Raw genomic sequence first — 24,865 nt, forward strand, 5'->3', positions numbered from 1 at the left:
AATTATTTTTTCCAGCGCAGACGGTAGTGGATGAGCGTGTCACAGGCCAGCAGCATGAATAGCAGCATGCCCTGGAACAAACCGGTGATGGCCGATGGCAGACCCAGACGCGATTGCGCCAATTCTCCACCCAGATAAAACAGCGATAACACCAGACCGCCAAAGATGGTGCCAATAGGATTGAGGCGGCCAATAAACGCCACGATAATCGCGGCAAAGCCATACCCCGGCGAGATCGACGGCAGTACCTGACCGATAGGGCCAGTCACTTCAAACGCACCGGCCAGTCCGGCGAAACCACCGGAAATCAGCAGCGAAGTCCAAAGTGCATTGCGGCTGGAAAAACCGGCATATCGTGCCGCCAGCGGCGCCAGTCCACCCACCGTCAGGCGGTAACCGGCGAAGCTGCGATACACGAACACCGCCATCGCTGCCGTCGCTGCCAGCATCACGATAAAGCCTACATGCAGACGGCTGCCGGAAAACAGATGCGGCAGCAGATATTCGCTGGAAAAGACTTTGGATTGCGGGAAGTTCATGCCATTCGGGTCTTTCAGCGGGCCATTCACCGCATACATCAGGAATAACTGCGCGATGTAAGTCAGCATCAGCGACACCAGAATTTCATTGGCATGAAAACGGTCGCGTAACAGCGCTGTGATACTGGCCCAGCAGGCACCACCGGCGACGCCTGCCGTTGAAGCAGTAAGTAAAACCAGCCAGGGGCTGGCTCCACTGCCCTGATCAAAAAACAGTACGGTGGCACCGGCGGCCAGACCGCCAGCGATCAATTGCCCTTCCGCACCGATATTCCATACATTGGCGCGGTAACAGACCGATAAACCGAGTGCGCACAGCACCAGCGGTGTAGTTTTCAACAGCAGTTCTGAGATTGCTGACAGATTGCGCAGCGGTTCGAGTAAAAATACTTGCAGGCCGGTGACAGGATTTTTGCCTAATGCGATGAACAGCAGAGCGCCACAGAATATGGTCAGCGCCACCGCCAGCAGCGGTGAGCAATACGCCATCAGGCGCGATGAGCCAGGTCGTAATTCCAGTTTAAACACGTTCAGCCTCCTGTGCCGGCTGCACCGCATTCACGCTATTCCCACCATCTTCACTATTCCACAAACCACTCATCCATAATCCTATCTGTTCGCGGCTGGCTGCTGCGCTATCAATTGAGGGCGACAGCCGGCCTTTGGCGATCACATGTATGCGATCGCATAAGCTGAATAATTCATCCAGTTCTTCCGAAATCACCAGTACCGCACAACCTGCGGCGCGCAGCTTGCGGATCTCGCTGTGTATCTGGGCGGCGGCACCGATGTCCACACCCCAGGTCGGTTGCGCCACGATGAACACTTCCGGTTCACGCGTGATTTCGCGCCCTACGATGAATTTCTGCAGATTGCCACCCGATAAACTGCGTGCCAGTGCGGCCGGTCCTGAAGCCTTGACGCGGAAACGCGCAATAATCGCAGCGGCTGCATCGATGGTGTGGGCAAACTGGATCATGCCGTGCCGCACGAATGGTGCGCGCTGATGCGATAACAGCATATTGTCGGTCAGGCTCAGTTCAGGCACCGCGCCACGGCCGAGTCTTTCTTCCGGCACCAGGCTTTGCTTTAAGGCGCGCCGCGCAGCCGGGCCGCGATTACCGACCGCTTTATCCTGCAGCCGTATCATGTCGGCTTTGGCACGCCGGTCTTCGCCCGATAAGGCGGCCAGTAATTCTTGCTGTCCATTGCCGGACACCCCGGCTATACCGACGATTTCACCGGCATGGACGGCAAACGAAATATCGTCCAGCGCGGTGGCAAACGCATGGGATTTGGGCAGACTCAGCCCCTGCACGACCAGCTTGGCCGCACCGGTGGTTTGCGGGCCGTGATCGGCATGGCTGACTTCGGTATCACCTATCATCAGACGCGACAGACTGGCTGCGGTTTCCTGGCGCGGATCGCAATGGCCAGTGACTTTACCCATACGCATGACGGTTGCGGAATGGCAGAGTTCACGGATTTCATCGAGTTTGTGACTGATGTACAGAATACTGCAGCCTTCAGATGCGATCTTGCGTAAGGTCACAAACAGCTTCTGTACTGCCTGTGGCGTCAGCACCGAGGTGGGTTCATCCAGGATCAGTAATTGCGGTTTGGTCAGCAAGGCGCGTACGATTTCCACCCTTTGCCGTTCACCCACGCTCAGGGTATGCACATGACGGTGTGGTTCCAGCTCCAGACCATAATTCTGACCAGTCTGGCGTATTTGCTCTGCCAATTGCGCCATATCGATGCCGGGTTCCAGCCCGAGTGCGATGTTTTCGGTGACGGTCAGCGTATCAAACAGCGAGAAATGCTGGAACACCATGGAGACGCCGAGTTTGCGCGCGGCCTGCGGCGAACTGATTTGTACAGTTTGCCCATTCCAGCGCATCTGACCGGAATCCGGTTTGACTGCGCCGAAGATGATTTTCATCAGGGTAGATTTGCCCGCGCCGTTTTCGCCCAGCACGGCATGAATTTCGCCCGGCGCCACGCGCAGGCAGATGTGGTCATTCGCGACCACGGAGGGATAGCTTTTGCAGATGTCAACGAGTTCCAGCCGGGAACCGGTGATTGCAGCGGTTGAGGTCACATTATCCTTTCCAACCAGGAAAACTGGTACTGGCCACATGCCTGAACAGACCGGAACAGGTATCCGGTCATCAGGGTGTCAGCAGAAAATTCAGCAGAAAGCCGGAATGCCGGCATGAAATTCAACAACAACAGCGTTTTCAGGGTAGAGATGCGGCATGCGCTACATCATCATAAAAATCACATGTTCTGTATTCGGGCAGCATTATAAATGCCAGCGGCCTGCTTTCACACAATCAAAATCGCTCTGAAATCATTGACATTGGTACGGGTCGGGCCAGTGATGATCAAATCATTAACAAATGAAAAAAAATGATAGGCATCGTTGTTTTCTAACATCGCCCGGCCAGACAGTTGCAACGCGCTGGCCCGGGCTAAGGTTTCTGGGCCGTAATACGCCCCCGCATTGTCTTCGGTACCATCGATGCCATCGGTATCGCAGGCCAGTGCATGGATGCGCGGATGGCCCGCACAGGCCAGTGCAAAACTCAGCAAAAACTGGGCATTGCGGCCACCACGCCCCTGACCACGTACCGTGACACTGGTTTCCCCGCCCGATAACAGCACGCAAGGCGTCTGGAATGGCTGGCCATGTTGTGCGACCTGACGCGCCAATGCCGCATGCATCAGACCGATATCGGCTGCCTCGCCTTCGATTTCATCGGACAGGATATAAGCCGCGACACCAGCTTCACGGGCCTTGGCTGCCGCCGCCTGCAGCGATTGTTGTGCCGTGCTGATGATGTGATGCGTATGCCCGTGGAAGCGCGGATCGCCGGGCTTGGGGGTTTCAGCTGCGCCGCTGTGCCAGTCTGCCAATACGCTGTCAGGCAGCGCGATCTGGTATTTTTGCATGATGGCCAGTGCCTGTGCACAGGTGCCGGGATCGGGCAGGGTGGGGCCACTGGCAATCACGTGCGCTTCGTCGCCGGGCACATCGGAAATCAACAGCGTCACCACGCGTGCCGGTCCGCACGCGAGTGCCAGGCGACCACCTTTGATGGCAGACAGATGTTTGCGCACGCAATTCATTTCACTGATGCTGGCTCCGCTGCGCAACAGCGCTTTATTGATCGCCTGTTTTTCTTGCAGCGTGATGCCGGGTGCCGGTAAGGCCAGCAAGGCTGAACCGCCACCGGAAATCAGGCATAGCACCAGATCCTCCGCAGTCAGCCCCTGTACCTGTTGCAATATGCGTTGTGCGGCCTGCTGTCCGGCTGCATCGGGTACCGGATGGGCGGCTTCGATGACTTCGATCTGCTGACATGGCGCACCATGCCCATAACGTGTCACCACCAGCCCGGACAGCGGTCCTTGCCAGTGCTGCTCTACCGCCAGCGCCATGGCTGCTGCGGCTTTCCCGGCACCGATCACGACCGTGCGGCCCTGCGTCGGCGGGCTGGGCAAGAAGGCAGGCAGACGCTGGCTGGCGCTGGCGGCAGCGACGGCGCAGTCGAACAGGGAATGCAGAAATTGGCGTGGGGACGAAATAGTCATGGCGTAGAGGAGTAAGATGACGGTTTTGCGCGAAACTGCGCATGACTCATCTTAAACCTATGTCTTACGATTTTGCTCAAGTCAATGCAACGATGCAAAAGTATGTGGACCGCCAGATACTGGCGGGTGTCTCCACTGCGGTGCTGAAAGCTCAGGATCTGGTGCATCTGCATTGCGCCGGGTGGGCTGACAAGGAACACGACATCCCGCTACGCGAAGATCATTTGTTCCGGATTTTTTCTAATACCAAGCTGATCACCTCGATGGCGATCCTGCTGCTGGTGGAAGATGGCAAACTGGGACTGGATGATCCGGTCGACCCTTATATTCCGCAGTTGGCTAAGCGCCGCGTATTGCGGCCCGATGCGCGCAGTCTGGACGATACTGAAGCGGCGCACTCAGCGATCACAATACGCCAGTTACTGAACCATACTTCCGGCCTCGGCTATGGCTTGCTCGATCATGGCAGCCTGCTCTACAAAGCCTATAACGAAAGACGGGTACTGAATGCATTTCAGACCCTGGCGGAGATGATCACTTTACTGGAAGACTTGCCATTGAATTTTCATCCCGGCAGTGCCTGGCAATATTCGATTGCGACCGATGTCTTATCGCGCGTCGTCGAAGTGGTCAGTGGCAGGGATTTCGATCAGTTCCTGCGTTTGCGCATCTTTAATCCGCTCGGAATGGATGATACCGGCTTCTATGTGCCGCAAGCCCAGCTCGGTCGCCTGACTGCGTATTACAGTGGCGCCGATCCGCAGAATATCCTGCAGCGTGGTTTGCGCAGGCTGGATAAATCGCCGTATCCGGGTGCTTTTACCCAGCCGGTCGCGCGCTTGTCGGGTGGCGGTGGCCTGGTCTCCAGCATGCACGATATGCTGGCGCTGATGCGCACTTTCCTGCCGGGTGGCGATGCGATCCTGAAGCCGGAAAGCATGGCCCTGATGATGCAAAACCAGCTGCCAGCCGGGACAGGGATCAGTTTTCCCGGCATCGGCAATGTACCGAATAAGGGCTTTGGTCTGGGCGGTGCCGTCACGCTGCAGCCCGATGTGAATGATCCGCCTGCTTCAGCGGGTGAATTTGAATGGGGTGGTATCGCGGGTACGCATTGGTGGATCTCGCCGCGTCATCAGATCGCCGGTGTACTGATGACACAGAAGCTGATGAGCTTCTGGCATCCGTTTTCATTTGATTTTAAACGGCTGGCTTATCAGGCCGTCGGTGCTAAATAAGGATTGCATATGCAAAAACTGAATCAGCAAAAACTGAGTAAGCAAACAAACAGCAGGCGCGTGCTGCTGCCAGCACTGATACCCGCGCTGATGTTGATCCTGAGCGCATGCTCCGGCTTGCAGCAAGCACCTCAGGTAGACAATACGCAAGCTGCTGCTGTGCAAAGCCGCTGGGTGGTGTTGGGTGAACAGGGCCAGCCAATTGCGCGTGCTGTGACCAGCGCGGCCAGTTGTCCCGACATCGTGCAGGATGGTCAGACGAGCGCCATGCAATTACGTGCTGGCGCTGAAACCATCGCGCAGCGTAAAACTGCGAGCAAGCCGGAAGATTCCAAGCCCTCCGCGTTTCCGGTACTGACTTGCGAAGCAGTGCTGAAGCCTGGCGTGCAAAGCGCCAGCATCGCAGGTCAGGCGCTGCCTTTACCTAAACCGGTGGCGCAGAAAATTTTAGTCATCGGCGATACCGGTTGTCGTTTGAAAACCGCAGACAATTATTTTCAGTCCTGTAATGACAGCGATAAATGGGCATTCCGCCAGATGGTGACAGCCGCAGCCCGCCTGCAACCGGATCTGGTGGTGCATGTGGGGGATTACCATTACCGCGAAAACGCCTGCCCGGAAGGCAACCCTGAATGCGCAGGCAGCCCCTGGGGCTATGGCTGGGATACCTGGCAGGCTGATTTCTTTGCACCGGCTCAGGCTTTGCTGAAGGCAGCACCGTGGGTCATGGTGCGCGGTAACCACGAGACTTGCGTACGGGCCGGACAAGGCTGGTGGCGCTTGCTCGATCCACGTCCTTTGCAGGCTGGGCGCGATTGCAATCTGGCTGCGAATGACAGCCAGGGTGATTACAGTCCGCCGTACGCGGTACCGCTGGGTCGTCTGAATGGCCAGCAGGCGCAGCTGATCGTATTCGATTCATCTAAAGTGCCGTACAAAGTATTGGCCAAAGACGATCCTGTGTATGCCACGTACATGCAGCAATTCAAGCAAGTTGATCAACTGGCTGAGCAGGCCGACTTTAACTTCTTCATCAACCACCATCCCATCCTGGCGTTTGCGGTGGAGCGCGGCAAGAGCGGTGATTTGAAAATCTGGCCCGGTGCGCTGGCTTTGCAGGATGTGATGCAGCAGATCCATCCGGTACGCCTGTTCCCGGAAAAAGTGCAGGCCACGCTGGCGGGCCATGTGCATTTGTTCGAAGCCTTAACTTTCAGCACCGGGCAGCCGACCCAGTTTGTGTCCGGTAATGGCGGCTCCTCGCTGGATTTTCCTTTGCCCATGCCTTTGCAGCCGGGCGCCACGCCGCTGGCTGGTGCGACTGTGGATTTCTTCACGAATTCCAATGATGTCGGTTACATGCTGATGGAACGCAAGGGGCAACGCTGGATTATCCAGGCCTGGAATCTGGCTGGCCGTTTGCTGGCGGAGTGCGACATGCACAATCAGCGTACACAATGCCGTGTCCCATCCTGAGTGGAATCCCGGCTATATGATGCCTCAGCGCATCATATAGCCAGCCTCCAGCCTCCGATTTCTCAATTCTTCATTGCAATTGCTTTGCTTTTTCATCTGCTTCAGCTGACAGGCTGGGTCAGTTGCGGATGATATGCGCCGAAAATGGGAGCTCAGGCTTTTTTTGGGGCATTTTTGTAGACATTTCACCACGAAAATGTCAGAAATGGTGAAATCCTCTGGCTCCCTTGCGTGCCATCCATTAACTTGAATAAAGGAAATCTTTCGGTGTGACAACGTGGTTTCCATAGGGAAATTTTGGCAAGTTCATCGTTTTTCATCATTGCTTCATATTCCAGTCTTACTATTCAGAAACAATATTTTAGAATTTTGGTTCTATTGGGAAATATTTTCAGAAGATAAAATGAAATCACTTTCAAGGAGATAGTATGAAGTTGAAACCTGTTGTCGCTATGATAGCGATGTCTGTGGTGGCCTCTGGCGCCTGGGCAGACGAAAATTCGAATTTCACCCTGAGTGGCTTCGGTACCGCCGCATTGACCCGTAGTAATACTGACGATGCTGAATTTGCACGTCTTGGTCAACTGGCAGGGGTCAAAACCTCTGCAAAAACCGGCGTGGACTCCAACTTTGGTTTGCAGGCGACGTACAAAGCCAATGACTGGATATCTTTGACTGCGCAAGGTCTGGTCAGCAAGCATATTACCGACGAATATGGTGCAGAACTGACTTGGGCATTTGCCAAATTCAAGGCGACTGACAAGCTGAATATCCGCGTAGGTCGTATGGGTCTGCCGGTCTACATGATTTCTGACTATCTGAACGTCGGTTATTCCAATACTTTCCTGCGTCCGCCGGTTGAAATGTATAGCCAGGTGAATCTGCAGACGGTGGATGGCGTGGATGCAATTTACCAGACAGACTTTGGTGATACTACGCTGACCAGCCAGTTCGCGTTGGGTAAATCGGAATCCAAAGGTACCGCCAACAGCTACACTGCGAAGTTCAGTCAGGTAGCAGGTATCAATCTGGTACTGGAAAACGGCCCATTTACCGTGCGTTTCGGCCATATCACGACTAAATTCAGTGTGGAAGATTCTGCTTCTCTGAATGCGGTACTGGGTGGTCTGGAAAAATTCGGTTTCACCTCTGCTGCGAACGATTTGCGCCTGAAAGATAACAAAGCCTCATTCACTTCGCTGGGTCTGGGGGTGAACTGGAAAAATATCATCGTTCAGTCTGAGTATGGCGTTCGTAAATCGGAAAGCCGCAGCCTGCCGGACACCACATCCTGGTATACCCTGCTCGGCTACCGCTACGGTGCATTCACGCCTTACTATGTCCATTCTGAAGTGAAGCAAGATACCCCTCGCACGATGGCAGGCTTGCCAACGACAGGTCCTTTGGCGGGATTGACTGCCGGTGCAAACAATTTTGCTTCCCTGACTGCGGTGCAATCCAGTAACAGCATCGGCCTGCGCTGGGATTTCCATAAGGCTGCGGCCTTGAAAGTGCAGTATGACCGTCTGACTCCTAAAGATGGCGCCGGTACCTTTGTCAATCCTAAGCCAGGCTTTAAAGGTCCGGTGAATGTGATTGCAGCAGGCATCGACTTCGTATTCTGAGGAGGCAATGATGAAATTTATTTTGAATAAAGCGACTGCTGCTTTAGCTCTGATGGCAGCTTCAGGCCTGGTCCAAGCTGGTGAAATCGTGGTGATTGTGAATCCTGCGAATCCTGCGACTTCGATGACCGCGACTCAGGCATCCCAGTTTTTCCTGGGTAAATCGGCCATGTTCACACCGGTTGATCAATCTGAAAGTTCAGCAATCCGCGCCGAATTTTATAAAAAAGTCTGCGACAAAGATCTGGCTGAAGTCAAGGGTATCTGGTCCAAGCTGGTGTTTACCGGTAAAGCCGCTGCACCGAAAGAGTACAGCTCTAACGCTGAGGTGAAAAAAGCAATTGCTGCTAATCCGACCGGCATTGGTTACATTGATAAGTCTGCCGTCGATTCCACGGTCAAAGTTATTACGACTTTGCAGTAATTGGTTTGTGTTAGGCTGGCTGTGCCTGTCTGTACAGCCAGCTTCGTATACAGAAGGAAAGTCAAAACCGCTTTGCTTTCCTTTTTGTATTTTTAATGTGCAGCACCTAAGCTGGAGGAAGCTGTGGCTTGTTAAGCGTTTTAATCGCTCAGCCTGAAAAATCTGATTTATCCGTTTTAAGCAATCTTGATGGCCTTACTTTTTTGGGGAATACCATGAAGTTGTTTTACGATCTGCGCATTGCATCCAAACTCTATGCCGGTTTTTTTTCCTTACTGTTGCTGACTGGCATACTCGGCGCTTTTTCCATTTATCAGTTGTCTGCAGTGAATCAGACTACGGTTGATCTGGGTGGTAACTGGATGCCGAGTGTGAATGCAGCGATGGGCGTTAAAGAGCGTATGTCGCGCCTGAGAACCCAGGAAATGCAAATCGTGTTATCAGCGGGTGATATTAAAAATATCGACAAATATAAAAAGCGCTTTGATGAATATTCCGCCGAATTGCACAACTATGAAAACGCTTATGAAAAACTGATTACCGTTGAAGCAGACCGTAAGCTGTTTGCGGAATATAAGCAGAAGTGGAGTCAGTATCTGCTCGAAAATGCGAAGCTTGTCGACTTGTCAAGGCAAAATGACAGAGATGCCGCACTGGCTGTATTGAGGGGTACCTCATCGACTCTGAATGCAGACATCCTTGCCTTGGCCGACAAAATGGTCCAACTCAATGTGGATGGCGGTCAGGCGTCTTATGATGACAGTGCGCGTATCTACAACTCGTCGCGTAACTGGATATTGGTGGCAATGGCAATCAGTGTCGCCATTGGCATCAGCCTGGCATATTGGATCGCCCGGATAGTCGCTACACCCTTACAACATGCGGTGAAACTGGCGAAAACGGTAGCAGCGGGTGATCTGACCAGCCGTTTCGAAAGTCACTCCAAAGATGAAACAGGACAATTACTGGATGCATTGAAGGAGATGAATGCCAGTTTGTTGACTGTGGTGAGCCAGGTAAGAAGCGGCACTGACACCATCGCCATTGCTTCGTCAGAGATAGCGACAGGCAATATGGATTTATCCTCACGTACTGAAAGTCAGGCTGGCTCGCTGGAAGAAACGGCCTCTTCGATGGAAGAACTGACCTCTACCGTTAAACATAATCACGATAATGCGCGCCAGGCCAGCCAGCTTGCGCATTCTGCCAGTGAAGTGGCGCAGCGTGGCGGCAAAGTAGTGTCCGATGTAGTTTCCACCATGGATTCCATTAATACATCTTCCAAGCAGATTGTGGACATCATTTCTGTGATAGATGGGATCGCTTTTCAGACCAATATTCTGGCACTCAATGCAGCTGTCGAGGCTGCGCGTGCGGGTGAACAGGGACGCGGTTTTGCGGTGGTCGCTTCTGAGGTGCGCAGTCTGGCACAACGCTCAGCTGATGCGGCGCGCCAGATCAAGACACTCATTACCAGTTCGGTGGAACAGGTGGAGCAAGGCAACCGTCTGGTCAGTGATGCCGGTAAAACCATGCAGGAAGTGGTCGACAGCGTGCGGCGCGTGAGCGACATCATCAGTGAAATCACCGCAGCCAGCAGCGAACAGAGTGCCGGTATCGAGCAGGTTAACACGGCGGTTATACATATCGATCAAATGACGCAGGAAAACGCAGCGCTGGTCGAACAGGCTGCAGCAGCGGCCAGTTCTTTGCAAGAGCAGGCTGCAAAATTAAGCAAAGTAGTCAGTGTATTCAGGCTGGAACCGGCTGAGCGCCAGTTTTCAACTGCGGCACTTAGCCGATAGCAATAGCCATGCTGGTTCCTGGATGAAACAGGAGCCGTTCAGAATTTTATGTGGAGTTCAAAATGATGTTTTTTAATAACCTGAAAATTAGCGCCAAATTACTGACGGGCTTTATCGCACTGTTGGTATTGACGGCTTTAATCGGTGTTTTTTCTATCTATGAATTAGCGCGCGTCAATCAGTCAGCGACGGATTTGGGAACCAACTGGATGCCCAGCGTTAAAGCGGCGATGGGTGTGAAAGAGCGCTTGTCGCGCTTGCGTGCGCAAGAGGCGCAGATGGTATTTGCTGAAAATCCGGAAGAGGTGGCGAAATACATCAAACGCTCAAAAGAAGCGATCACTGGCTTGAAAGAAAATGAGCAGGATTACAGCCGTCTGATCAGTGAAGCGGAGGAGCGTAAAGCGTTTGAGGAATACAGCAAGCTGGCAGCGGAATATCTGGCAATCTCCGAGAAAATGATGAGTCTGGCGTCTGCCGGTAATGGGGCAGAGGCGGTGGCAATATTACGCAGTGAGTCGTCGAAAACCAATGCAAAATTGCGCGATCAGGTCGATAAACTGGTGGAATTGAATGCCAATGGCGGTATCAAAGCCTACAAAGACAGTATTGCAGTCTATGAGCGCTCGCGCGTGCTGATACTGATTGCATTGGCAGTCAGTATCGTGATTGGTCTGACACTCGCATTTTGGATCGCAGGTATTGTGTCGCGTCCGCTCAGCTATGCAGTGCAGGTGGCGCAGACGGTGGCAGCCGGTGACCTGACCAGCCAGATCGAAGTGCGTAGCAGTGACGAAACCGGTTTGTTGCTGAATGCTTTGCGTGAGATGAATGACAGTCTGAAAAAAGTGGTGACAGAAGTGCGCCACGGTACCGATGAAATTAGCCATGCTGCATCTGAAATCGCTCATGGCAATATGGATTTGTCTAACCGTACTGAATCTCAGGCCAGCTCACTGGAAGAAACGGCATCGTCGATGGAAGAGATTACTTCAACCATACAGCACAATGCCGATAATGCGCGTCAGGCGAATCAGTTATCCCATTCCGCATCGGAAGTCGCAGAGCGTGGTGGTCAGGTGGTGTCTGAGGTGGTGCATACCATGGGCTCTATCAATGAATCGTCCAAGAAGATTGTTGACATCATTGCGGTGATTGATGGTATCGCGTTCCAGACCAATATTCTGGCGCTGAATGCAGCGGTTGAGGCTGCCCGAGCGGGTGAACAGGGGCGTGGTTTTGCGGTGGTCGCTTCTGAGGTTCGTAATCTGGCACAGCGTTCGGCCAATGCTGCGAAAGAAATCAAGGAACTGATTAACGACTCAGTTGAGAAAGTGGAGCAGGGTACGCGTTTAGTCGATCAGGCCGGCAGCACTATGAGCGAGGTGGTCGACAGCGTGAAGCGGGTCAGTGACATTATCAGTGAAATTACTGCAGCGGGCCTGGAGCAAAGCGCAGGTATTTCCCAGATCAATGATGCCGTATCTAACATGGATACCCTGACTCAGCAAAATGCGGCATTGGTTGAGGAGGCTGCCGCATCCGCCGCCGAACTCAATGAACAGACCAATCGCCTGAGTGCAGTCGTCAGTGTGTTTAAGCTGGACGCCTACAGCGCACCGGCAAGCAGCCGCCCTGTGGTTGCGGCTGCCAAGCCAGCATCGAAGTCTGCCTCCAAACACAGCGCTAAACCAGCGCAGACCAGGTCGTTACCGCGCCCGGCTCCGGCAGCACGTAAGCCAGCCCCAGCCACGCAACGTGCAGCAGCGCCGGCCAAACAGGATGAAGATGGCTGGGAAGAATTCTGATCCTGTACTTTAAATAAACATAAAAAATGGCAGAGTTAACTCTGCCATTTTTTTGAGTCTCGTATGGAGGCTCGCTTAGTTCAGCTCGCCCTGGCGTACGATAGTGCGCGAAATCAGGCCGTATTCTTTGGCTTCTTCTGCACTCATCCAGTAATCGCGGTCGATGTCACTGGTCACACGTTCCAGAGACTGGCCGGATTCGCGTGCGATCAATGCAGAAATGCGTTCCCGCACTTTGACGATTTCACGCGCCTGTATCGCGATATCAGTAGCCTGACCACCGCAACCACCGCTAGGCTGGTGGATCAGGAAACGGGTATTTGGCAAGCAGACGCGGCGTTCTTTCGGTACCGACAGGAACACGCTGACTGCGGCGCTGCCGACCCAGCCAGTGCCGACCATATTGACCGGTACATCGATGAATTTCACCATATCATGGATCACATCGCCGGATTCCACATGGCCACCCGGGGAAGACACTAACATGGTGATAGGATCTTTGGATTCTGCAGCCAGTGCGATCAGACGCTTGCTGACTTCTGCCGCCAGTTTATCGTTGATGGTGCCAAACACCAGCACAGTACGGGACTGGAAGGCTTTTTCTTCGAGGAAGCTGCTGCGTTGCGCTTCGTTAGATTCTTTTTCGTCTGCCATGTTATTGCGCTTTCTAGTTGAATTCAGAGGGGGAATATGAGGGTTCAGGCGGATTTTTTCAAGTAGCTCTCTGCCAGTCTGACCCAATAGGTCGCACCGACAGGCAGCAGTTCATCATTAAAATCGTAACTCGGATTATGCAGATTACACGGGCCTAAGCCATGACCTGCATCGCGGTGTGATCCTTCGCCATTCCCGAGGAAGACATAGCAACCGGGTTTGGCTTGCAGCATAAACGCAAAATCCTCTGCACCCATAGTGGGTTCAGTATGCGCATCGACTTTATCTGCACCTACCACAGCGCGCATTACCTCAGTCGCAAAGGCGGTTTCAGCCGCATGATTGATCAGCGGTGGATAATTACGTTTAAAGCTGAATTCAACTTCCGCATCAAATGCGGCAGCCGTATGTTGAGCGATGGTCTGCATACGTCGTTCGATCAGATCGATCATCTCAGTGCTGAAGGCGCGCACGGTGCCGATCAGCGTCGCTTCATCCGGGATCACATTGGTCGCACTGCCGGAGTGAATCTGCGTCACTGACAATACAGCCGATTCCAGCGGGCTGGCATTGCGACTGACAATGGTTTGCCAGCTTTGCGCAATCTGTATCGCAGTCATGATCGGGTCTATGCCCTTATGCGGTTGCGCAGCATGCGCACCTTTGCCGCGTACCGTCACATAAAATTCATTGGAGGAAGCCATCATAGGCCCGGGCGTGACGGCGAAATGGCCACTCGCAATGCCCGGCCAGTTATGCATGCCGAACACCGCCTCCATAGGATATTGCTCGAACAAGCCATCCTGCATCATGGCACGCGCACCGCCACCGCCTTCTTCTGCTGGCTGGAAAATCAGATACACGGTGCCGTCAAAGTCGCGGTGTTGCGCCAGATATTTAGCTGCGCCCAATAACATCGCGGTATGCCCGTCATGACCGCAGGCATGCATTTTCCCGGCATGGCGTGAGGTATGGGCAAAGGTATTGAGTTCCTGCATAGGCAAGGCATCCATGTCGGCGCGCAGACCAATCGCACGCGGGCTGTCGCCGTTGCGGATGATGCCCAGTACCCCGGTTTTACCCAGTCCGCGGACTACCGGTATGCCCCATTGCGTGAGCTGGTTTGCGACGACTTCGGCAGTCCGGTGTTCTTCATAGCAGAGTTCCGGATGCGCATGGATGTCGCGCCGTATTTCTTGTATCTCTGATTGAAATTGCAATATAGGATCGATCAGTTTCATGTTGTCTCCCTCGCAGCGCACCCAGGCTTCGTGAAAATGCACGGTCTGACCAGTCTGCATGTTGCCAGTCATTCGCTCAGCAGATATTTGGGGGTGGCTGATTTGATATGGGGTCTACGATACCAGATTCTTTGTCGACCTACATGCCTGGATGCAATAGCAGGCAGGAACACAGCGAAGTTCGTGTTATGGAATTGGGTGATGACGGGTATACGAATAATAAAGCAGACAGTTATGCTGCACTGCCATATAGTTACACCTGTCTCCTCCAACACCTCCTAAGGTTTGGATTTAGCCCGCAAGCGTCTCGCTCGCGGGCTTTTTTTTTGCTCTTTTTTCGAATCCGCTGAGACCATTGAGATATCGCTATTTAAACTCGGTTATCGATGATTTCTGTGCTAATCGGGAAAATTAGCAGCATAATTTCCTTGTGGAAATGAAAAGTATTTTTGTTATGTTGACGCCGTTGAGTACTGAGCGTCAGCGGATATTCGATTTGTGAATGTTTGATATGCAAAAAATTCAGTTGGTGAATTTGGTGCGCTGCGATATAGTTACACCTGTCTCCTCCAACACCTCCTAAGGTTTGGATTTTAGCCCGCCACTAGCGGGCTATTTTTTTATCTGTACGCTTTTCAGCGTGCATTCTTCTTTTCACGATGTGTGAACTACCCATTGCTGCGTTTCTGCAATTGAGACCGGCGATGTAGCGATGAACTCAATGTCTGCGTGTTTCCAACCCGAATTGGCGCGTAACCCCGATTCGGAGCCGAAACGGGATGCTACCAGGTATTTTTTGCAATCCTGTTCTTGTATCTTCACTGAGTATGGGCAGAGACCAGAGTAGCAGTCAGTTCAGTTTGTGCACTGCAGCCCATGCAGGCAAACCTCAGGTATAAGTATGGCGAATAGCTGGTATACGAATAATAAAGCAGACAGCTATGCTGCACTGCCATATAGTTACACCTGTCTCCTCCAACACCTCCTAAGGTTTGGATTTTAGCCCGCAGCTAGCGGGCTATTTTTTTATCTGCACGAAAAACCTTACTGCCTTAATCCGGTATGTGTATGTCCTGCTTAATATGCTTGAGGTTGGCAATGATGGTGAAACTCATGATGACCAGCAGGCTCCACGAGCTCCATTTGCTGACATGAACGGCAGACCATGCACCGATCTGATTCGGATAGCGCCAAATACCAAAAAAAGTCCCCAGGTTTTCTGCCAGCCAGATGAAAAAACCGATCAGGATGAATGCCAGGAACAGGGGCATGCTACGGGTGGTGTGCCAGGTGCGGAATTGCACGGTAGCGCGTGCATACAAGCCCAGCGCACAGGCTGCCAGATACCAGCGGTAATCGCCTATGTAATGATGGCTGAAAAAATTTACATAGATCAGGATGGCGATCAGTGTCGCCATCCAATAGCTGGGGTGGTGGCGTATGCGCAGATCAAACAGGCGCCATGCCTGAATGATATAGCTGCCTACGCTGGCATACATGAAACCGCTGAACAAGGGGACGCCCCAGAATTTTGTATAGGCGGCGTCCGGATAGGCCCAGGATTGAATACTGCCCGAGACCTTGAATACTTCCAGTGCAAATCCCGCCACATGAAACAAGGCGACGGCTTTCAGTTCATCCAGCGTTTCCAGCTTACTCCACAGCATACCCAGCTGTATGGCGATGGCGATCAGGAACAATAAATCATATCTCGCTATCCCCAGCCAGCCTGATTTGGGTACCAGTAACACAGAAGCGAAAAACAGGCCGGCAAACAGGCAGGCACGCGCTTCTTTGATGCCGAAATACAGAAACTCCAGACAGCCGTGCGCCCAGCCCTGTAAATTGGCTGGCGGCGGTTGATGCAGATAGCGGTCTATAGAACTCAGTGGCATAGCGGCAGGTAAGTGTGGATAGAGAAGGATAGCGGTTGGCAGGCGAGCCGCTATTATCCCAGCATCCAGCTGCCATCCAATGTAATTTCATCGCAATTACTGCCCTGACCTATCCTGTCCATCACCAGAAAATCGCTGACGCTGTTTAGTGCGATCAAAGGATGATGCCAGACGCCTTTGCCATAATTCACACCTTGCCAGCCGCGTGCGATAAAGGCACGCATTTGCTGAGGACCGAATTCTCCTGCAGGCGCAACCACGATCAGATAGGTGTGCTCAGGGTCTGTGCTCAGCGGCACAAAGGCCTGGCTGCCGAGCGGATGGCGTTCCATGATTTCGATGGCAAGCGGCAGGCTGCGCGGCTGAGCGCGGAACAGGCTCAGTATGGTTTGTCCGCCTTCGCTCTGGGTATCGGCACAGGCGAGCGCATGATAGCGTTCGGTGGTGCCCTGGTTGATCGGATAGTGGCGCGCACCTTCCAGCATAATGACTTCGCCAAACGGGGCAAAGGCTGCGCGGCTCAGGGGTTCGGGGATGAGTTGTGGCATAGCGTGCTCCGCTTAGTTTTGACGCCGGGCAGCTCGCATGAGAACGCTGCTGCCCGCTGCGCAGCTGGTGTTATTCAGCCTTGAGTTGGGCCAGTTTGCCGAGCAGGCGCAAACGTGACACGCCGCCATCCGGGAAAATATTCAGTCGTATGTGGGTGATCACGCCAAGTGACTGCACTTCACTGCTGTAGACATGCTGATGATCCATTTGCAGTTTTTGCGGTGCCAGCAATTCGGGCCAGAACATAGACTGGGTGATCAGCGATGTTTCTGTGCCACCTTGCATGGCGGCGGCCTGGATAGAGCAGCGGTCCGGGTAGTTACCTTTGAAATGGCAGGTATCGACCTCTATTTGTTCAATCACGCCAGGATGCGCAAGTGCGATGATGCACCAGTCATTGCCCGGTTCACGACGGCGCCGGGTTTCCCAGCCATCGCCCATATTGACGCCACGGCCAGGCATCAGCAGATTGGATGCGAGTCCAAAATGCTGATTATTGCTGGCCACTACATAGCCACCATTTTCCATCGCGATCAGATCATGCAGCGCATTTGGATCTGCCGCAGACCAGTTGTTGTCCGGTTGCGCATACACACGCAGACGCGCAACGCCGCCATCCGGATAGATATTGAGGCGGATATGGCTGTAAGTATGCTCTGCTTCTATCGCATGATAGTGGTGGCTGTTGCCTTGCAAATTCACTGAGGGTAAAACCTCATGCCACACCGTGTTGGCGTCCGGCTCACCATCGGCCACCAGGCAAGCTTGCAGAGAAGCCGCAGGCGGATAATTGCCGGTAAAGTGGCTGGTGTCGATGTCTACACCTTTGAGTATGCCGGGACGCGCCAGTCGTACCACGCACCAGTCATAGCCATTGACGCGCTTGCGGCGGGATTCCCAGCCATCCATCCATTTGCCGTTAGTATCGTATTTGCCAGGGATGAAGACAGCAGGTTCCGGGTTCAGCATGCGCGCCATTTCGGCGAAAAAATCATCGCTGCAATTCAGTGCACGTGCGCCCAGGCGTGCATCAGCCAGATTCGGATAGCGACGGGAAAATTCCGGTGCATTCGGGTCCAGGGTAATAATAGCCATCAGAAGTTCCTTAAGGTTGCGTTGCAGGCCGTTGCTCTGCCCAGTTGGCAATCAGCGCGCGTTCTTGTTCAGTGATTTGGGTGAGATTACCGAGCGGCATCAGTTTTTGCTGTACCACCTGTTGGTAAATCAGCTGCGCTTTGGCTTGTATTTGTTCCGGCGTTTCCAGCAGCAAGCCTTTGGCCGGGCTATCCATCATAGTCGGGTGGCTGGAATGACATTGCACGCAGCGCGCCTGAATCACGCCCTGCACCTGAGCCAGCGTGACTGTAGTTGTTGCATTCTCAGGTGTGGCTGCAGCCGGAGCGCTGACGGGACGCGGTGCGATCCAGGCCGCAATCGCTGCCAGCAGCACGATCGCGATCAGCGGATAAGCCAGCTGATTCTTTCCTTTGTGGCGCAGTATGAAATACTGACGCACCAGCACGCCCGCCAGCATGATGACGACCAATACCAGCCAGTTGTGCTGCGCGCTGTAAGTCATGCTGTAATGATTCGACAGCATGGCGAACAACACCGGCAAGGTGAAATAGGTATTGTGCACACTGCGCTGTTTGCCACGTTGTCCGTGTACCGGATCGACAGGGTCACCGGCGCGCATGGCAGCTACCACTTTGCGCTGGCCGGGAATAATCCAGAAAAACACATTGGCGCTCATGATGCTGGCCATCATGGCACCGACGATCAGAAATGCCGCACGTCCGGAAAACAGATGGCAGGCGCTCCAGGCGGCCAGTACCACCAGTGCCACGATCAGTATCGACAGTAATTGCTCTTTTTTTGCCAGCAAACGGCATAGCGCGTCATACACCAGCCAGCCCACCACCAGAAAAGCGAAGGCCGCCGTGATCGCCACTGCCGGGCTCAGTTGCGCCACCGCAGGATCGATCAGATAGCTGCGCGCATTAAAGATATAGACCAGCAGGAACAGCGAAAAACCGGACAACCAGGTGCTGTAAGATTCCCAGTAAAACCAGTGCAGCTGCTCCGGCAGACGCGGTGGCGCGCCCAGATATTTTTGCGGATTATAAAAACCACCGCCATGCACGGCCCACAATTCACCGCCCACGCCTTTGTCTTTCAGCTGCGGATCTTGCGGGGCAGTCAGATGATTATCCAGCCACACAAAATAAAACGAGGAGCCTATCCACGCAATGGCAACGATGACATGCAGCCAGCGCAGCAAGAGATTGGCCCAATCTAACAAATATGCTTCCATGAAACGTCCTTAAGGGTCGGGGCGGGCAGCAGCTCGGATTTAGCTGCCGCGATAGGTCGAGTAAGACCAGGGGGTGCAGACCAGAGGCACGTGGTAATGCGCGTTGGCGTCGGCAATCGCAAAGCGTAGCGTGACGATGTTCAGAAAAGCCGGTTCCGGCAAGTCCGTGCCCAGTGCGGCGAAATAACTGCCGATATCAAAGTCCAGCTCATAGGTGCCGCTTTCCATCGCATCTGCTTCCAGCAAGGGCTGGTCGCAACGTCCGTCGGCATTGGTCAGGCGGCTGCAGATCAGCGTTCTGCCATGCGCATGGGGACGGTATAAGTGCACGCTGATACCGCGTCCCGGCTTGCCATGGGCGGTATCAAGCACATGCGTGGTCAGCCGTCCGGTGTGTGATCCCATTTGCTTCCTTCCTGAAATGAGGTGAGTCACCAGCCTGCCACTGTGCTGAATGCTGATGCTGCGGCAGATCTGGTCGGTCTTTGAAAAATTGTCGACAATCTTAAGCTTTTGAATTTAAGCATGTCAAACGAAACCCTTAAATACAGTGGTTTAGAGCAGTTTTACCACAGAGTTTGAAATTTATCAGGTCTATGTATATAAAAATTGTCGACAATCGTGATTAAATAAGCGCAAATTCTGACTTTGAAAATTATGTCTGCTACTAAAACTATTTCCAGGCTCAGCGTCGTCACCGAAAGCGGCAACGACAAAGAGCAACGCATGTATCGCGATATCTATGACGCCATCATGGATCATCGCCTGCCTGCGCGTACTAAGCTCACGGAGCAATCTCTGAGCCAGATTTATGACATGGCCAGACATGGCGTGCGCAAGGTGCTGGGCCAGCTTGCGCATGATGGACTGGTCGATCTGGAGCCCAACCGTGGTGCGTTTATTGCCAGTCCGGATGAAAAAGAGGCGCAGGATATGTTTGAGTTGCGTCAGTCGCTGGAGCAGCTGGCGCTGGAAAAAGCCTTTCAGCATGCGTCGGCTGAAGCTATCCGGCAATTGCGGCAGATGGTGGAGCGCGAGCGCCTGGCCTATGAGCAGGGAGATCGCCCGCTCTGGATACGCTTATCGGCCGACTTTCATATCGAGCTGGCGCGCCTGTCCGGCAATGATTTGCTGGTCGATATGCTGCGTCGCCTGGTCTCACGTACCACGCTCTTGATTTCCAGCCAGGAAGTGCCGGCTACCCGTCCCTGCTCTTTTGACGAGCATTTGCGGGTGGTGGAAGCACTGGAGAAAAAAGATAAAAAAACTGCCCTGTCAGAAATGGCACAACATTTGCATCAATGCGCATGTCGTACCCCGAAAAATGCTGGCAAGGGTTTTGATCTGAAAGCCGCACTGAAACCCCGGAAAATCCAGAAATGAAGACTACCGTCACTTATCCGCGTGATCTGATTGGTTATGGCCGCCATGTGCCGCATGCTAACTGGCCGGGACAGGCCAGAATTGCCGTTCAGTTTGTGCTGAATTACGAAGAAGGTGGTGAAAACTGTGTGCTGCATGGTGATGCCGCTTCAGAGCAGTTTTTATCGGAAATCGTTGGTGCTGCCGCGTATGAAGCACGTCATATGTCGATGGAATCGATTTATGAATATGGCTCACGTGCCGGGGTCTGGCGCATTTTGCGTGAATTTGAAAAGCGCCAGTTGCCGCTGACCGTGTTTGGCGTCGCGATGGCCTTGCAGCGCCATCCGGAATTGACGCAGGCGTTTGCTGAACTCGGCCATGAAATCGCCTGCCATGGTTTGCGCTGGATACATTATCAGCACATGGACGAAACCACCGAGCGCGCCCATATGCAGCAAGCGGTGCAGATCATGCGTGAGCTGACCGGTCAGGCGCCGCTGGGCTGGTATACCGGACGCGACTCGCCAAATACCCGCAGGCTGGTGGTGGAGCACGGCGGTTTTGCTTACGATGCTGATTATTACGGCGATGATTTGCCATTTTGGACCGAGGTTGAAACCAGTCAGGGCGAGTGCAAACCGCATCTGGTCGTGCCGTACACGCTGGACAGCAATGACATGCGCTTTGCCACGCCGCAGGGCTTCAATACCGGAGATCATTTTTTCCAGTATCTGAAAGACAGCTTTGATGTCTTGTACGCAGAAGGCGATCCGGCGGGTGACAATGCGCCCAAAATGCTTTCTATCGGTATGCATTGTCGTTTGTTAGGCAGACCCGGACGTTTCCGTGCCTTACAACGCTTCCTCGATTATGTGCAGGCGCATGAGCAAGTCTGGATTTGCCGCCGTATCGATATCGCGCAACACTGGATGCAACAGCATCCGTATTCGTCTGACAAGGGTAATCAAGCATGAATCAAGCTCAAACCTTAAGCCTGCAAGCGCTGAATCAAGCTGAAGCGGCAGAATTTGTGCATATTCTGGGCGGCATTTTTGAACATTCACCCTGGGTCGCGGAAGCGGTGCTGCCACAACGTCCATTTGCCAGTGTGAGGGATTTACATGCAGCGATGGCGGCTGCGGTCCGCGCTGCCAGCGAAACCGCGCGCCTGACCCTGATACAGGCCCATCCTGAACTGGCTGGCAAAGCTGCTATTTGTGGCGAGCTGACCGCTGAGTCGACGCGGGAACAAAGTGGTGCGGGCTTGAATCAATGCAGTCCGGAAGAGTTCGCGCAATTGCAGCAACTGAATGCCGATTACAACAAAAAATTCGGTTTTCCTTTCATTATTGCTGTACGCGGGCATGACAGACAAAGTATCATCCGGCATTTTTCGCAGCGCATACAGGCTCCACGTGAGCAGGAAATGCAGGAATGTATAGAGCAGATCGCCAGGATCGCCGCTTTCCGGCTGGCTGACCTGATACCGGCCGACTGAGTCTGGTCTGATACCGGAGCCGGGCTGCACAGAATTTTTTAGGACTTACGCAAAACCGCCCCAGCTGCGTTATGGCTCCTTGTCGTACACTGCGTACTGCCTGCGTCGCCATGCCTTGTTGGGACAATTTTGCGTAAGTCCTATTTTTAACTTCTGTTTTCACTCTTTAAAGGAAAACCTATGCAATTTTCAAAAAAATCTCTGGTGTTGGCAATCGGCTCCTGCCTGCTGGCTGGCAGCGCAATGGCGCAATCCAATGTGACGGTACAAGGTCTGGTCGATGTGTATGCCGGCTCGGTCAAATTCAGTGGCGATAACGGTGCGCGCAGCTCGGTCAACAGTGGCGGTATGACCACATCCTGGCTGGGTTTCAAAGGCGTGGAAGATCTGGGTGGTGGCCTCAAGGCGGAATTTGCGCTGACCAGTTTCCTGCAAGCCGATACCGGCGCATCTGGCCGCTTCTTTGGCGACACCATGTTTTCACGTGATGCGAATGTGGCTTTGTCCGGTTCTTTTGGCCGCGTTTCTATCGGTCGCGATCTGGCACCTAATTTCCTGCCTACCGTGATTTTCAATCCTTTCGGCGATTCCTTCAGCTTCTCGCCACTGGTACTGCATACCTGGGTTCCTAGCGGTGATTTCGGCAAACGTACTTGGGCGAACAGCGCCGCAGGTGATTCTGGCTGGAGTAATGAAATCATTTATTCGACGCCTGACATCAATGGTCTGAGCGCAAACTTCCATTACCAATTTGGTGAAAAAGCTGGCGATACTGGCAGCAAAAATCTGGGTTTCAATGCGATGTATTTCAGCGGTCCGCTGGCCCTGAGTACCTATTACCATCAGGTACAAGTCGGCAATCCTACACCGGGTGCTATCGTTGATGCGACCGCTGCACCAGTGAATTTCGCGGCGATCAATAATCAGAAAAGTTTTTTTGTTGGTGCCAGCTATGACCTGACAGTCGCTAAGCTGTACGCGACTTATTCTAAAAATAAAAACGACACAGCCGTGGCGAAAAGCATGGATGACAAAACCTATACACTGGGCGCAAAAATCCCGGCTGGCGGCGGCGACATCCTGGCCAGTTTTGCCAGCACCAAGCGCAGTGGCGACCTGGTCGGTGCTGAGCTGAAACGCGATACCTTCAGCGCTGGCTATGACTACAATCTGTCCAAACGTACTGATGTCTATGCGTTGGTGATGAGCGATAAACTCAGCACTGCTGATCGTGCTAACAGCGTGGCAGCAGGTATCCGTCACAAGTTCTGATCGCGACAGGCAGTCTTGTGTCATGCAGCTGCCTGTAATTCAGAATGATGGAAAAGGCCGTGATAGTTCCCGGCCTTTTTGTTGTCCTTGCTGCTCAGCCCCTATGGTACAGTGATGGAAAAATCCAACTGATTACCCTGCGCAGCCAGCATGAAGCCTTTTCCGTCTGTCAATGTCGACATGGCTACAAAACTGATCCGTCCTTATTCCCGGCGTTTGCTGCGGCAAGGATGTCTGCTGTTATGCAGTGCTGTATTGCTGCAGTCCCGGGCTGCATTGGCTGCCGAACCATTACGTCTGTCTTTTTGCTACGACTCTGCGGTCACCCAACTCTGGCTGACACATAACGGCAGAGGTGTACTCAATCGCTTGCTTGGTATTGCGCAGGAAAAGTTGAATCTGCGTATACAACTTGATCCTTTGCCATGGAAGCGTTGTCTGCGTGACGTCAGTATGGGGCTGCGCTCCGGTGCGGTCGACGGCAGCTACAGTGAGGAGCGTGCTGCCTACGCGTATTATCCTGGTACGCCCCAGGGAAAGCTCGATGTTAGCCGGCGTCTGCGTTACGGAACTTATGCCTTATACCGTGTGCGTGGTACGGATGTGGATTGGGATGGCAAACATTTCTTCAATCTGAATGGACCTGTGGTCGCGCAGATAGGCTATTCTGTCATCAAGGATCTGAGTAATCTGGGCGTCGCGACGGATGAAACACCGGGTACGGTGGACGTGGTCATGCGTAAGCTGCTGGCGGGGCGTGCACAGGTGGCCGCAGTATTTGCCGAAGAAGGCGATCGTCTGTTGAAAGGCCCACCCTATGCGGGGGCAATAGAACGCCTGCCCATCCCACTGATAGAAAAACCCTATTTCCTGTTAGTGAATAAAGAGGTCTATCACACGCATCCTGAACGCATAGAACAACTGTGGACGACGCTGGCGCAGCTGCGTGAAGAGCTGGAAAATCAGACTGCGCCAAAAAAGAAAAACGGCAGGCCCTAGCCGCGGCTTTGGTACAACACCTTATCCAGCTCAGGCAAGCCATACACATCGGCATAGCTCAGGAAGTCATCAAAAGGGCCGACTTTGCTGATCTGCTGGCCGTTTTTGAAGACCAGTTGTAAGCCTTCTTCTTCATTCCAGTCGCAGTCACATTCAAACAGCACATACACTGCCTGATCGCCAGTCTGACGACGGCATACCAGCGCTTCCCAGCCAGGCTGGATGTGCTGCCATACGTCTTGTGGTGCTGCGATCTCTACGCAGTGCAGGCCATCTGCTTTGGCCAGCCGTGAGCAATCAAGGTAGTAATGGAAAATCGCATCCTGTGCGGCCTTGAGCGCGGACTGATCCAGGCTCAGGAAATTCTGGATGGCACTCACAAACTCAGCCTGTTGAGAGTCAGTCTCATAGCCCTCCAGCAGGAATTCGCAATCGACCTGATCAAACAGTGGCAGAGCCAGCGGCGGACTGATCAGCCAGTCATTTTCTTCGTCTTTGATGAAGTTGCCAAATGGAGCGATATGCATAGTGATTTTCCCGGTAGTCTGCAGCAGCCGCGAAGCACA

At 53.3% G+C, this 24,865-nt stretch carries 22 protein-coding genes; 11 read left to right on the forward strand and 11 right to left on the reverse strand.

Translation table 11 applies throughout. The annotated features are described in order from the left end of the window. Window positions 1–2 precede the first annotated feature (2 nt). The 3 genes from H8K43_RS13230 to H8K43_RS13240 form a co-directional block, all read right to left on the reverse strand. The gene (locus H8K43_RS13230) at window positions 3–1,028 is read right to left on the reverse strand and encodes an ABC transporter permease (RefSeq protein WP_230403947.1); all 1,026 of its coding nucleotides are present in this window, start codon (window positions 1,026–1,028) and stop codon (window positions 3–5) included. Window positions 1,029–1,059: 31 nt separating this feature from the next. Next, window positions 1,060–2,640 (reverse strand): ABC transporter ATP-binding protein, encoded by a 1,581-nt coding sequence (locus H8K43_RS13235; RefSeq protein WP_408058536.1) that lies wholly within the window; start codon window positions 2,638–2,640, stop codon window positions 1,060–1,062. A gap of 227 nt (window positions 2,641–2,867) precedes the next feature. After that, on the reverse strand, window positions 2,868–4,136 hold the full coding sequence (locus H8K43_RS13240) for a glycerate kinase type-2 family protein (protein WP_186904273.1): 1,269 nt from the start codon (window positions 4,134–4,136) through the stop codon (window positions 2,868–2,870). A 41-nt stretch (window positions 4,137–4,177) separates the two neighbouring features. On the opposite strand from H8K43_RS13240, the gene H8K43_RS13245 reads away from it, so the two are divergent. From H8K43_RS13245 to H8K43_RS13270, 6 genes are all read left to right on the forward strand, one after another. Beyond that, window positions 4,178–5,374: a serine hydrolase domain-containing protein gene (locus H8K43_RS13245; RefSeq protein ID WP_222611042.1), complete on the forward strand. Its 1,197-nt coding sequence runs from the start codon at window positions 4,178–4,180 to the stop codon at window positions 5,372–5,374. A 9-nt stretch (window positions 5,375–5,383) separates the two neighbouring features. Then, window positions 5,384–6,850, forward strand: a complete 1,467-nt coding sequence (locus tag H8K43_RS13250; protein ID WP_186904274.1) for a metallophosphoesterase family protein — start codon at window positions 5,384–5,386, stop codon at window positions 6,848–6,850. A 428-nt stretch (window positions 6,851–7,278) separates the two neighbouring features. Then, entirely contained in the window at window positions 7,279–8,475 is a 1,197-nt protein-coding gene (locus H8K43_RS13255; RefSeq protein ID WP_186904275.1) for a hypothetical protein, read from the forward strand. 7 nt (window positions 8,476–8,482) lie between these two features. Continuing rightward, window positions 8,483–8,899, forward strand: coding sequence for a type 2 periplasmic-binding domain-containing protein (locus tag H8K43_RS13260; RefSeq protein WP_408058539.1), 417 nt, complete (start codon window positions 8,483–8,485; stop codon window positions 8,897–8,899). Window positions 8,900–9,114: 215 nt separating this feature from the next. Further along, window positions 9,115–10,704, forward strand: a complete 1,590-nt coding sequence (locus H8K43_RS19095) for a methyl-accepting chemotaxis protein (protein ID WP_186904276.1) — start codon at window positions 9,115–9,117, stop codon at window positions 10,702–10,704. A 62-nt stretch (window positions 10,705–10,766) separates the two neighbouring features. After that, entirely contained in the window at window positions 10,767–12,512 is a 1,746-nt protein-coding gene (locus tag H8K43_RS13270) for a methyl-accepting chemotaxis protein (RefSeq protein WP_186904277.1), read from the forward strand. 75 nt (window positions 12,513–12,587) lie between these two features. On the opposite strand, the gene H8K43_RS13275 is transcribed toward H8K43_RS13270, so the two are convergent. From H8K43_RS13275 to uraH, 7 genes are all read right to left on the reverse strand, one after another. Further along, complete coding sequence (locus tag H8K43_RS13275; RefSeq protein ID WP_268971145.1) at window positions 12,588–13,193, reverse strand: ATP-dependent Clp protease proteolytic subunit; 606 nt, start codon at window positions 13,191–13,193, stop codon at window positions 12,588–12,590. A 17-nt stretch (window positions 13,194–13,210) separates the two neighbouring features. Beyond that, window positions 13,211–14,407, reverse strand: a complete 1,197-nt coding sequence (locus tag H8K43_RS13280) for a M20 aminoacylase family protein (RefSeq protein WP_186904279.1) — start codon at window positions 14,405–14,407, stop codon at window positions 13,211–13,213. Between the two features lie 1,052 nt (window positions 14,408–15,459). Continuing rightward, window positions 15,460–16,302: a DUF817 domain-containing protein gene (locus H8K43_RS13285; protein ID WP_186904280.1), complete on the reverse strand. Its 843-nt coding sequence runs from the start codon at window positions 16,300–16,302 to the stop codon at window positions 15,460–15,462. Between the two features lie 53 nt (window positions 16,303–16,355). Beyond that, window positions 16,356–16,850: an ureidoglycolate lyase gene (locus H8K43_RS13290; RefSeq protein WP_186904281.1), complete on the reverse strand. Its 495-nt coding sequence runs from the start codon at window positions 16,848–16,850 to the stop codon at window positions 16,356–16,358. A 70-nt stretch (window positions 16,851–16,920) separates the two neighbouring features. Then, the gene (alc, locus tag H8K43_RS13295) at window positions 16,921–17,946 is read right to left on the reverse strand and encodes an allantoicase (protein WP_186904282.1); all 1,026 of its coding nucleotides are present in this window, start codon (window positions 17,944–17,946) and stop codon (window positions 16,921–16,923) included. A 10-nt stretch (window positions 17,947–17,956) separates the two neighbouring features. After that, window positions 17,957–19,165, reverse strand: coding sequence for a urate hydroxylase PuuD (locus H8K43_RS13300; RefSeq protein WP_186904283.1), 1,209 nt, complete (start codon window positions 19,163–19,165; stop codon window positions 17,957–17,959). A 39-nt stretch (window positions 19,166–19,204) separates the two neighbouring features. Then, window positions 19,205–19,570: a hydroxyisourate hydrolase gene (uraH, locus tag H8K43_RS13305; protein ID WP_186904284.1), complete on the reverse strand. Its 366-nt coding sequence runs from the start codon at window positions 19,568–19,570 to the stop codon at window positions 19,205–19,207. Window positions 19,571–19,822: 252 nt separating this feature from the next. On the opposite strand from uraH, the gene H8K43_RS13310 reads away from it, so the two are divergent. The 5 genes from H8K43_RS13310 (at window position 19,823) to H8K43_RS13330 (ending at window position 24,299) form a co-directional block, all read left to right on the forward strand. Continuing rightward, complete coding sequence (locus H8K43_RS13310; RefSeq protein WP_186904285.1) at window positions 19,823–20,548, forward strand: GntR family transcriptional regulator; 726 nt, start codon at window positions 19,823–19,825, stop codon at window positions 20,546–20,548. Continuing rightward, window positions 20,545–21,504 carry an allantoinase PuuE gene (gene puuE, locus H8K43_RS13315; RefSeq protein WP_186904286.1) on the forward strand — a complete coding sequence of 320 codons (960 nt, stop codon included), beginning with the start codon at window positions 20,545–20,547 and terminating at the stop codon, window positions 21,502–21,504. The genes H8K43_RS13310 and puuE overlap by 4 nt, the downstream gene beginning before the upstream one ends. After that, window positions 21,501–22,028: a 2-oxo-4-hydroxy-4-carboxy-5-ureidoimidazoline decarboxylase gene (gene uraD / locus H8K43_RS13320; RefSeq protein ID WP_186904287.1), complete on the forward strand. Its 528-nt coding sequence runs from the start codon at window positions 21,501–21,503 to the stop codon at window positions 22,026–22,028. Before puuE ends, uraD begins: the two co-directional genes overlap by 4 nt. A gap of 180 nt (window positions 22,029–22,208) precedes the next feature. After that, a complete protein-coding gene (locus H8K43_RS13325) occupies window positions 22,209–23,300 on the forward strand; it encodes a porin (protein ID WP_186904288.1) in 1,092 nt (363 codons plus the stop codon). Window positions 23,301–23,450: 150 nt separating this feature from the next. Then, the gene (locus H8K43_RS13330) at window positions 23,451–24,299 is read left to right on the forward strand and encodes a type 2 periplasmic-binding domain-containing protein (RefSeq protein WP_186904289.1); all 849 of its coding nucleotides are present in this window, start codon (window positions 23,451–23,453) and stop codon (window positions 24,297–24,299) included. Here H8K43_RS13330 and H8K43_RS13335 read toward each other — a convergent pair. Continuing rightward, window positions 24,296–24,826 (reverse strand): DUF6985 domain-containing protein, encoded by a 531-nt coding sequence (locus H8K43_RS13335; RefSeq protein ID WP_186904290.1) that lies wholly within the window; start codon window positions 24,824–24,826, stop codon window positions 24,296–24,298. The genes H8K43_RS13330 and H8K43_RS13335 overlap by 4 nt on opposite strands. Window positions 24,827–24,865 lie beyond the last annotated feature (39 nt).

The sequence above is a fragment of the Cognatundibacterium curvum genome, assembly GCF_014284235.1.
GTDB classification, from domain to species: Bacteria; Pseudomonadota; Gammaproteobacteria; order Burkholderiales; family Burkholderiaceae_D; genus Undibacterium; species Undibacterium curvum.

Coding starts and splice junctions, on each gene's coding strand:
- H8K43_RS13230 (WP_230403947.1), bottom strand. CDS start 1,028: ATGGCGTATTGCTCACCGCTGCTGGCGGTGGCGCTGACCATATTCTGT.
- H8K43_RS13240 (WP_186904273.1), bottom strand. CDS start 4,136: ATGACTATTTCGTCCCCACGCCAATTTCTGCATTCCCTGTTCGACTGC.
- H8K43_RS13245 (WP_222611042.1), top strand. CDS start 4,178: ATGACTCATCTTAAACCTATGTCTTACGATTTTGCTCAAGTCAATGCA.
- H8K43_RS13250 (WP_186904274.1), top strand. CDS start 5,384: ATGCAAAAACTGAATCAGCAAAAACTGAGTAAGCAAACAAACAGCAGG.
- H8K43_RS13255 (WP_186904275.1), top strand. CDS start 7,279: ATGAAGTTGAAACCTGTTGTCGCTATGATAGCGATGTCTGTGGTGGCC.
- H8K43_RS13260 (WP_408058539.1), top strand. CDS start 8,483: ATGATGAAATTTATTTTGAATAAAGCGACTGCTGCTTTAGCTCTGATG.
- H8K43_RS19095 (WP_186904276.1), top strand. CDS start 9,115: ATGAAGTTGTTTTACGATCTGCGCATTGCATCCAAACTCTATGCCGGT.
- H8K43_RS13270 (WP_186904277.1), top strand. CDS start 10,767: ATGATGTTTTTTAATAACCTGAAAATTAGCGCCAAATTACTGACGGGC.
- H8K43_RS13280 (WP_186904279.1), bottom strand. CDS start 14,407: ATGAAACTGATCGATCCTATATTGCAATTTCAATCAGAGATACAAGAA.
- H8K43_RS13285 (WP_186904280.1), bottom strand. CDS start 16,302: ATGCCACTGAGTTCTATAGACCGCTATCTGCATCAACCGCCGCCAGCC.
- H8K43_RS13290 (WP_186904281.1), bottom strand. CDS start 16,850: ATGCCACAACTCATCCCCGAACCCCTGAGCCGCGCAGCCTTTGCCCCG.
- alc (WP_186904282.1), bottom strand. CDS start 17,946: ATGGCTATTATTACCCTGGACCCGAATGCACCGGAATTTTCCCGTCGC.
- H8K43_RS13300 (WP_186904283.1), bottom strand. CDS start 19,165: ATGGAAGCATATTTGTTAGATTGGGCCAATCTCTTGCTGCGCTGGCTG.
- uraH (WP_186904284.1), bottom strand. CDS start 19,570: ATGGGATCACACACCGGACGGCTGACCACGCATGTGCTTGATACCGCC.
- H8K43_RS13310 (WP_186904285.1), top strand. CDS start 19,823: ATGTCTGCTACTAAAACTATTTCCAGGCTCAGCGTCGTCACCGAAAGC.
- puuE (WP_186904286.1), top strand. CDS start 20,545: ATGAAGACTACCGTCACTTATCCGCGTGATCTGATTGGTTATGGCCGC.
- uraD (WP_186904287.1), top strand. CDS start 21,501: ATGAATCAAGCTCAAACCTTAAGCCTGCAAGCGCTGAATCAAGCTGAA.
- H8K43_RS13325 (WP_186904288.1), top strand. CDS start 22,209: ATGCAATTTTCAAAAAAATCTCTGGTGTTGGCAATCGGCTCCTGCCTG.
- H8K43_RS13330 (WP_186904289.1), top strand. CDS start 23,451: ATGAAGCCTTTTCCGTCTGTCAATGTCGACATGGCTACAAAACTGATC.
- H8K43_RS13335 (WP_186904290.1), bottom strand. CDS start 24,826: ATGCATATCGCTCCATTTGGCAACTTCATCAAAGACGAAGAAAATGAC.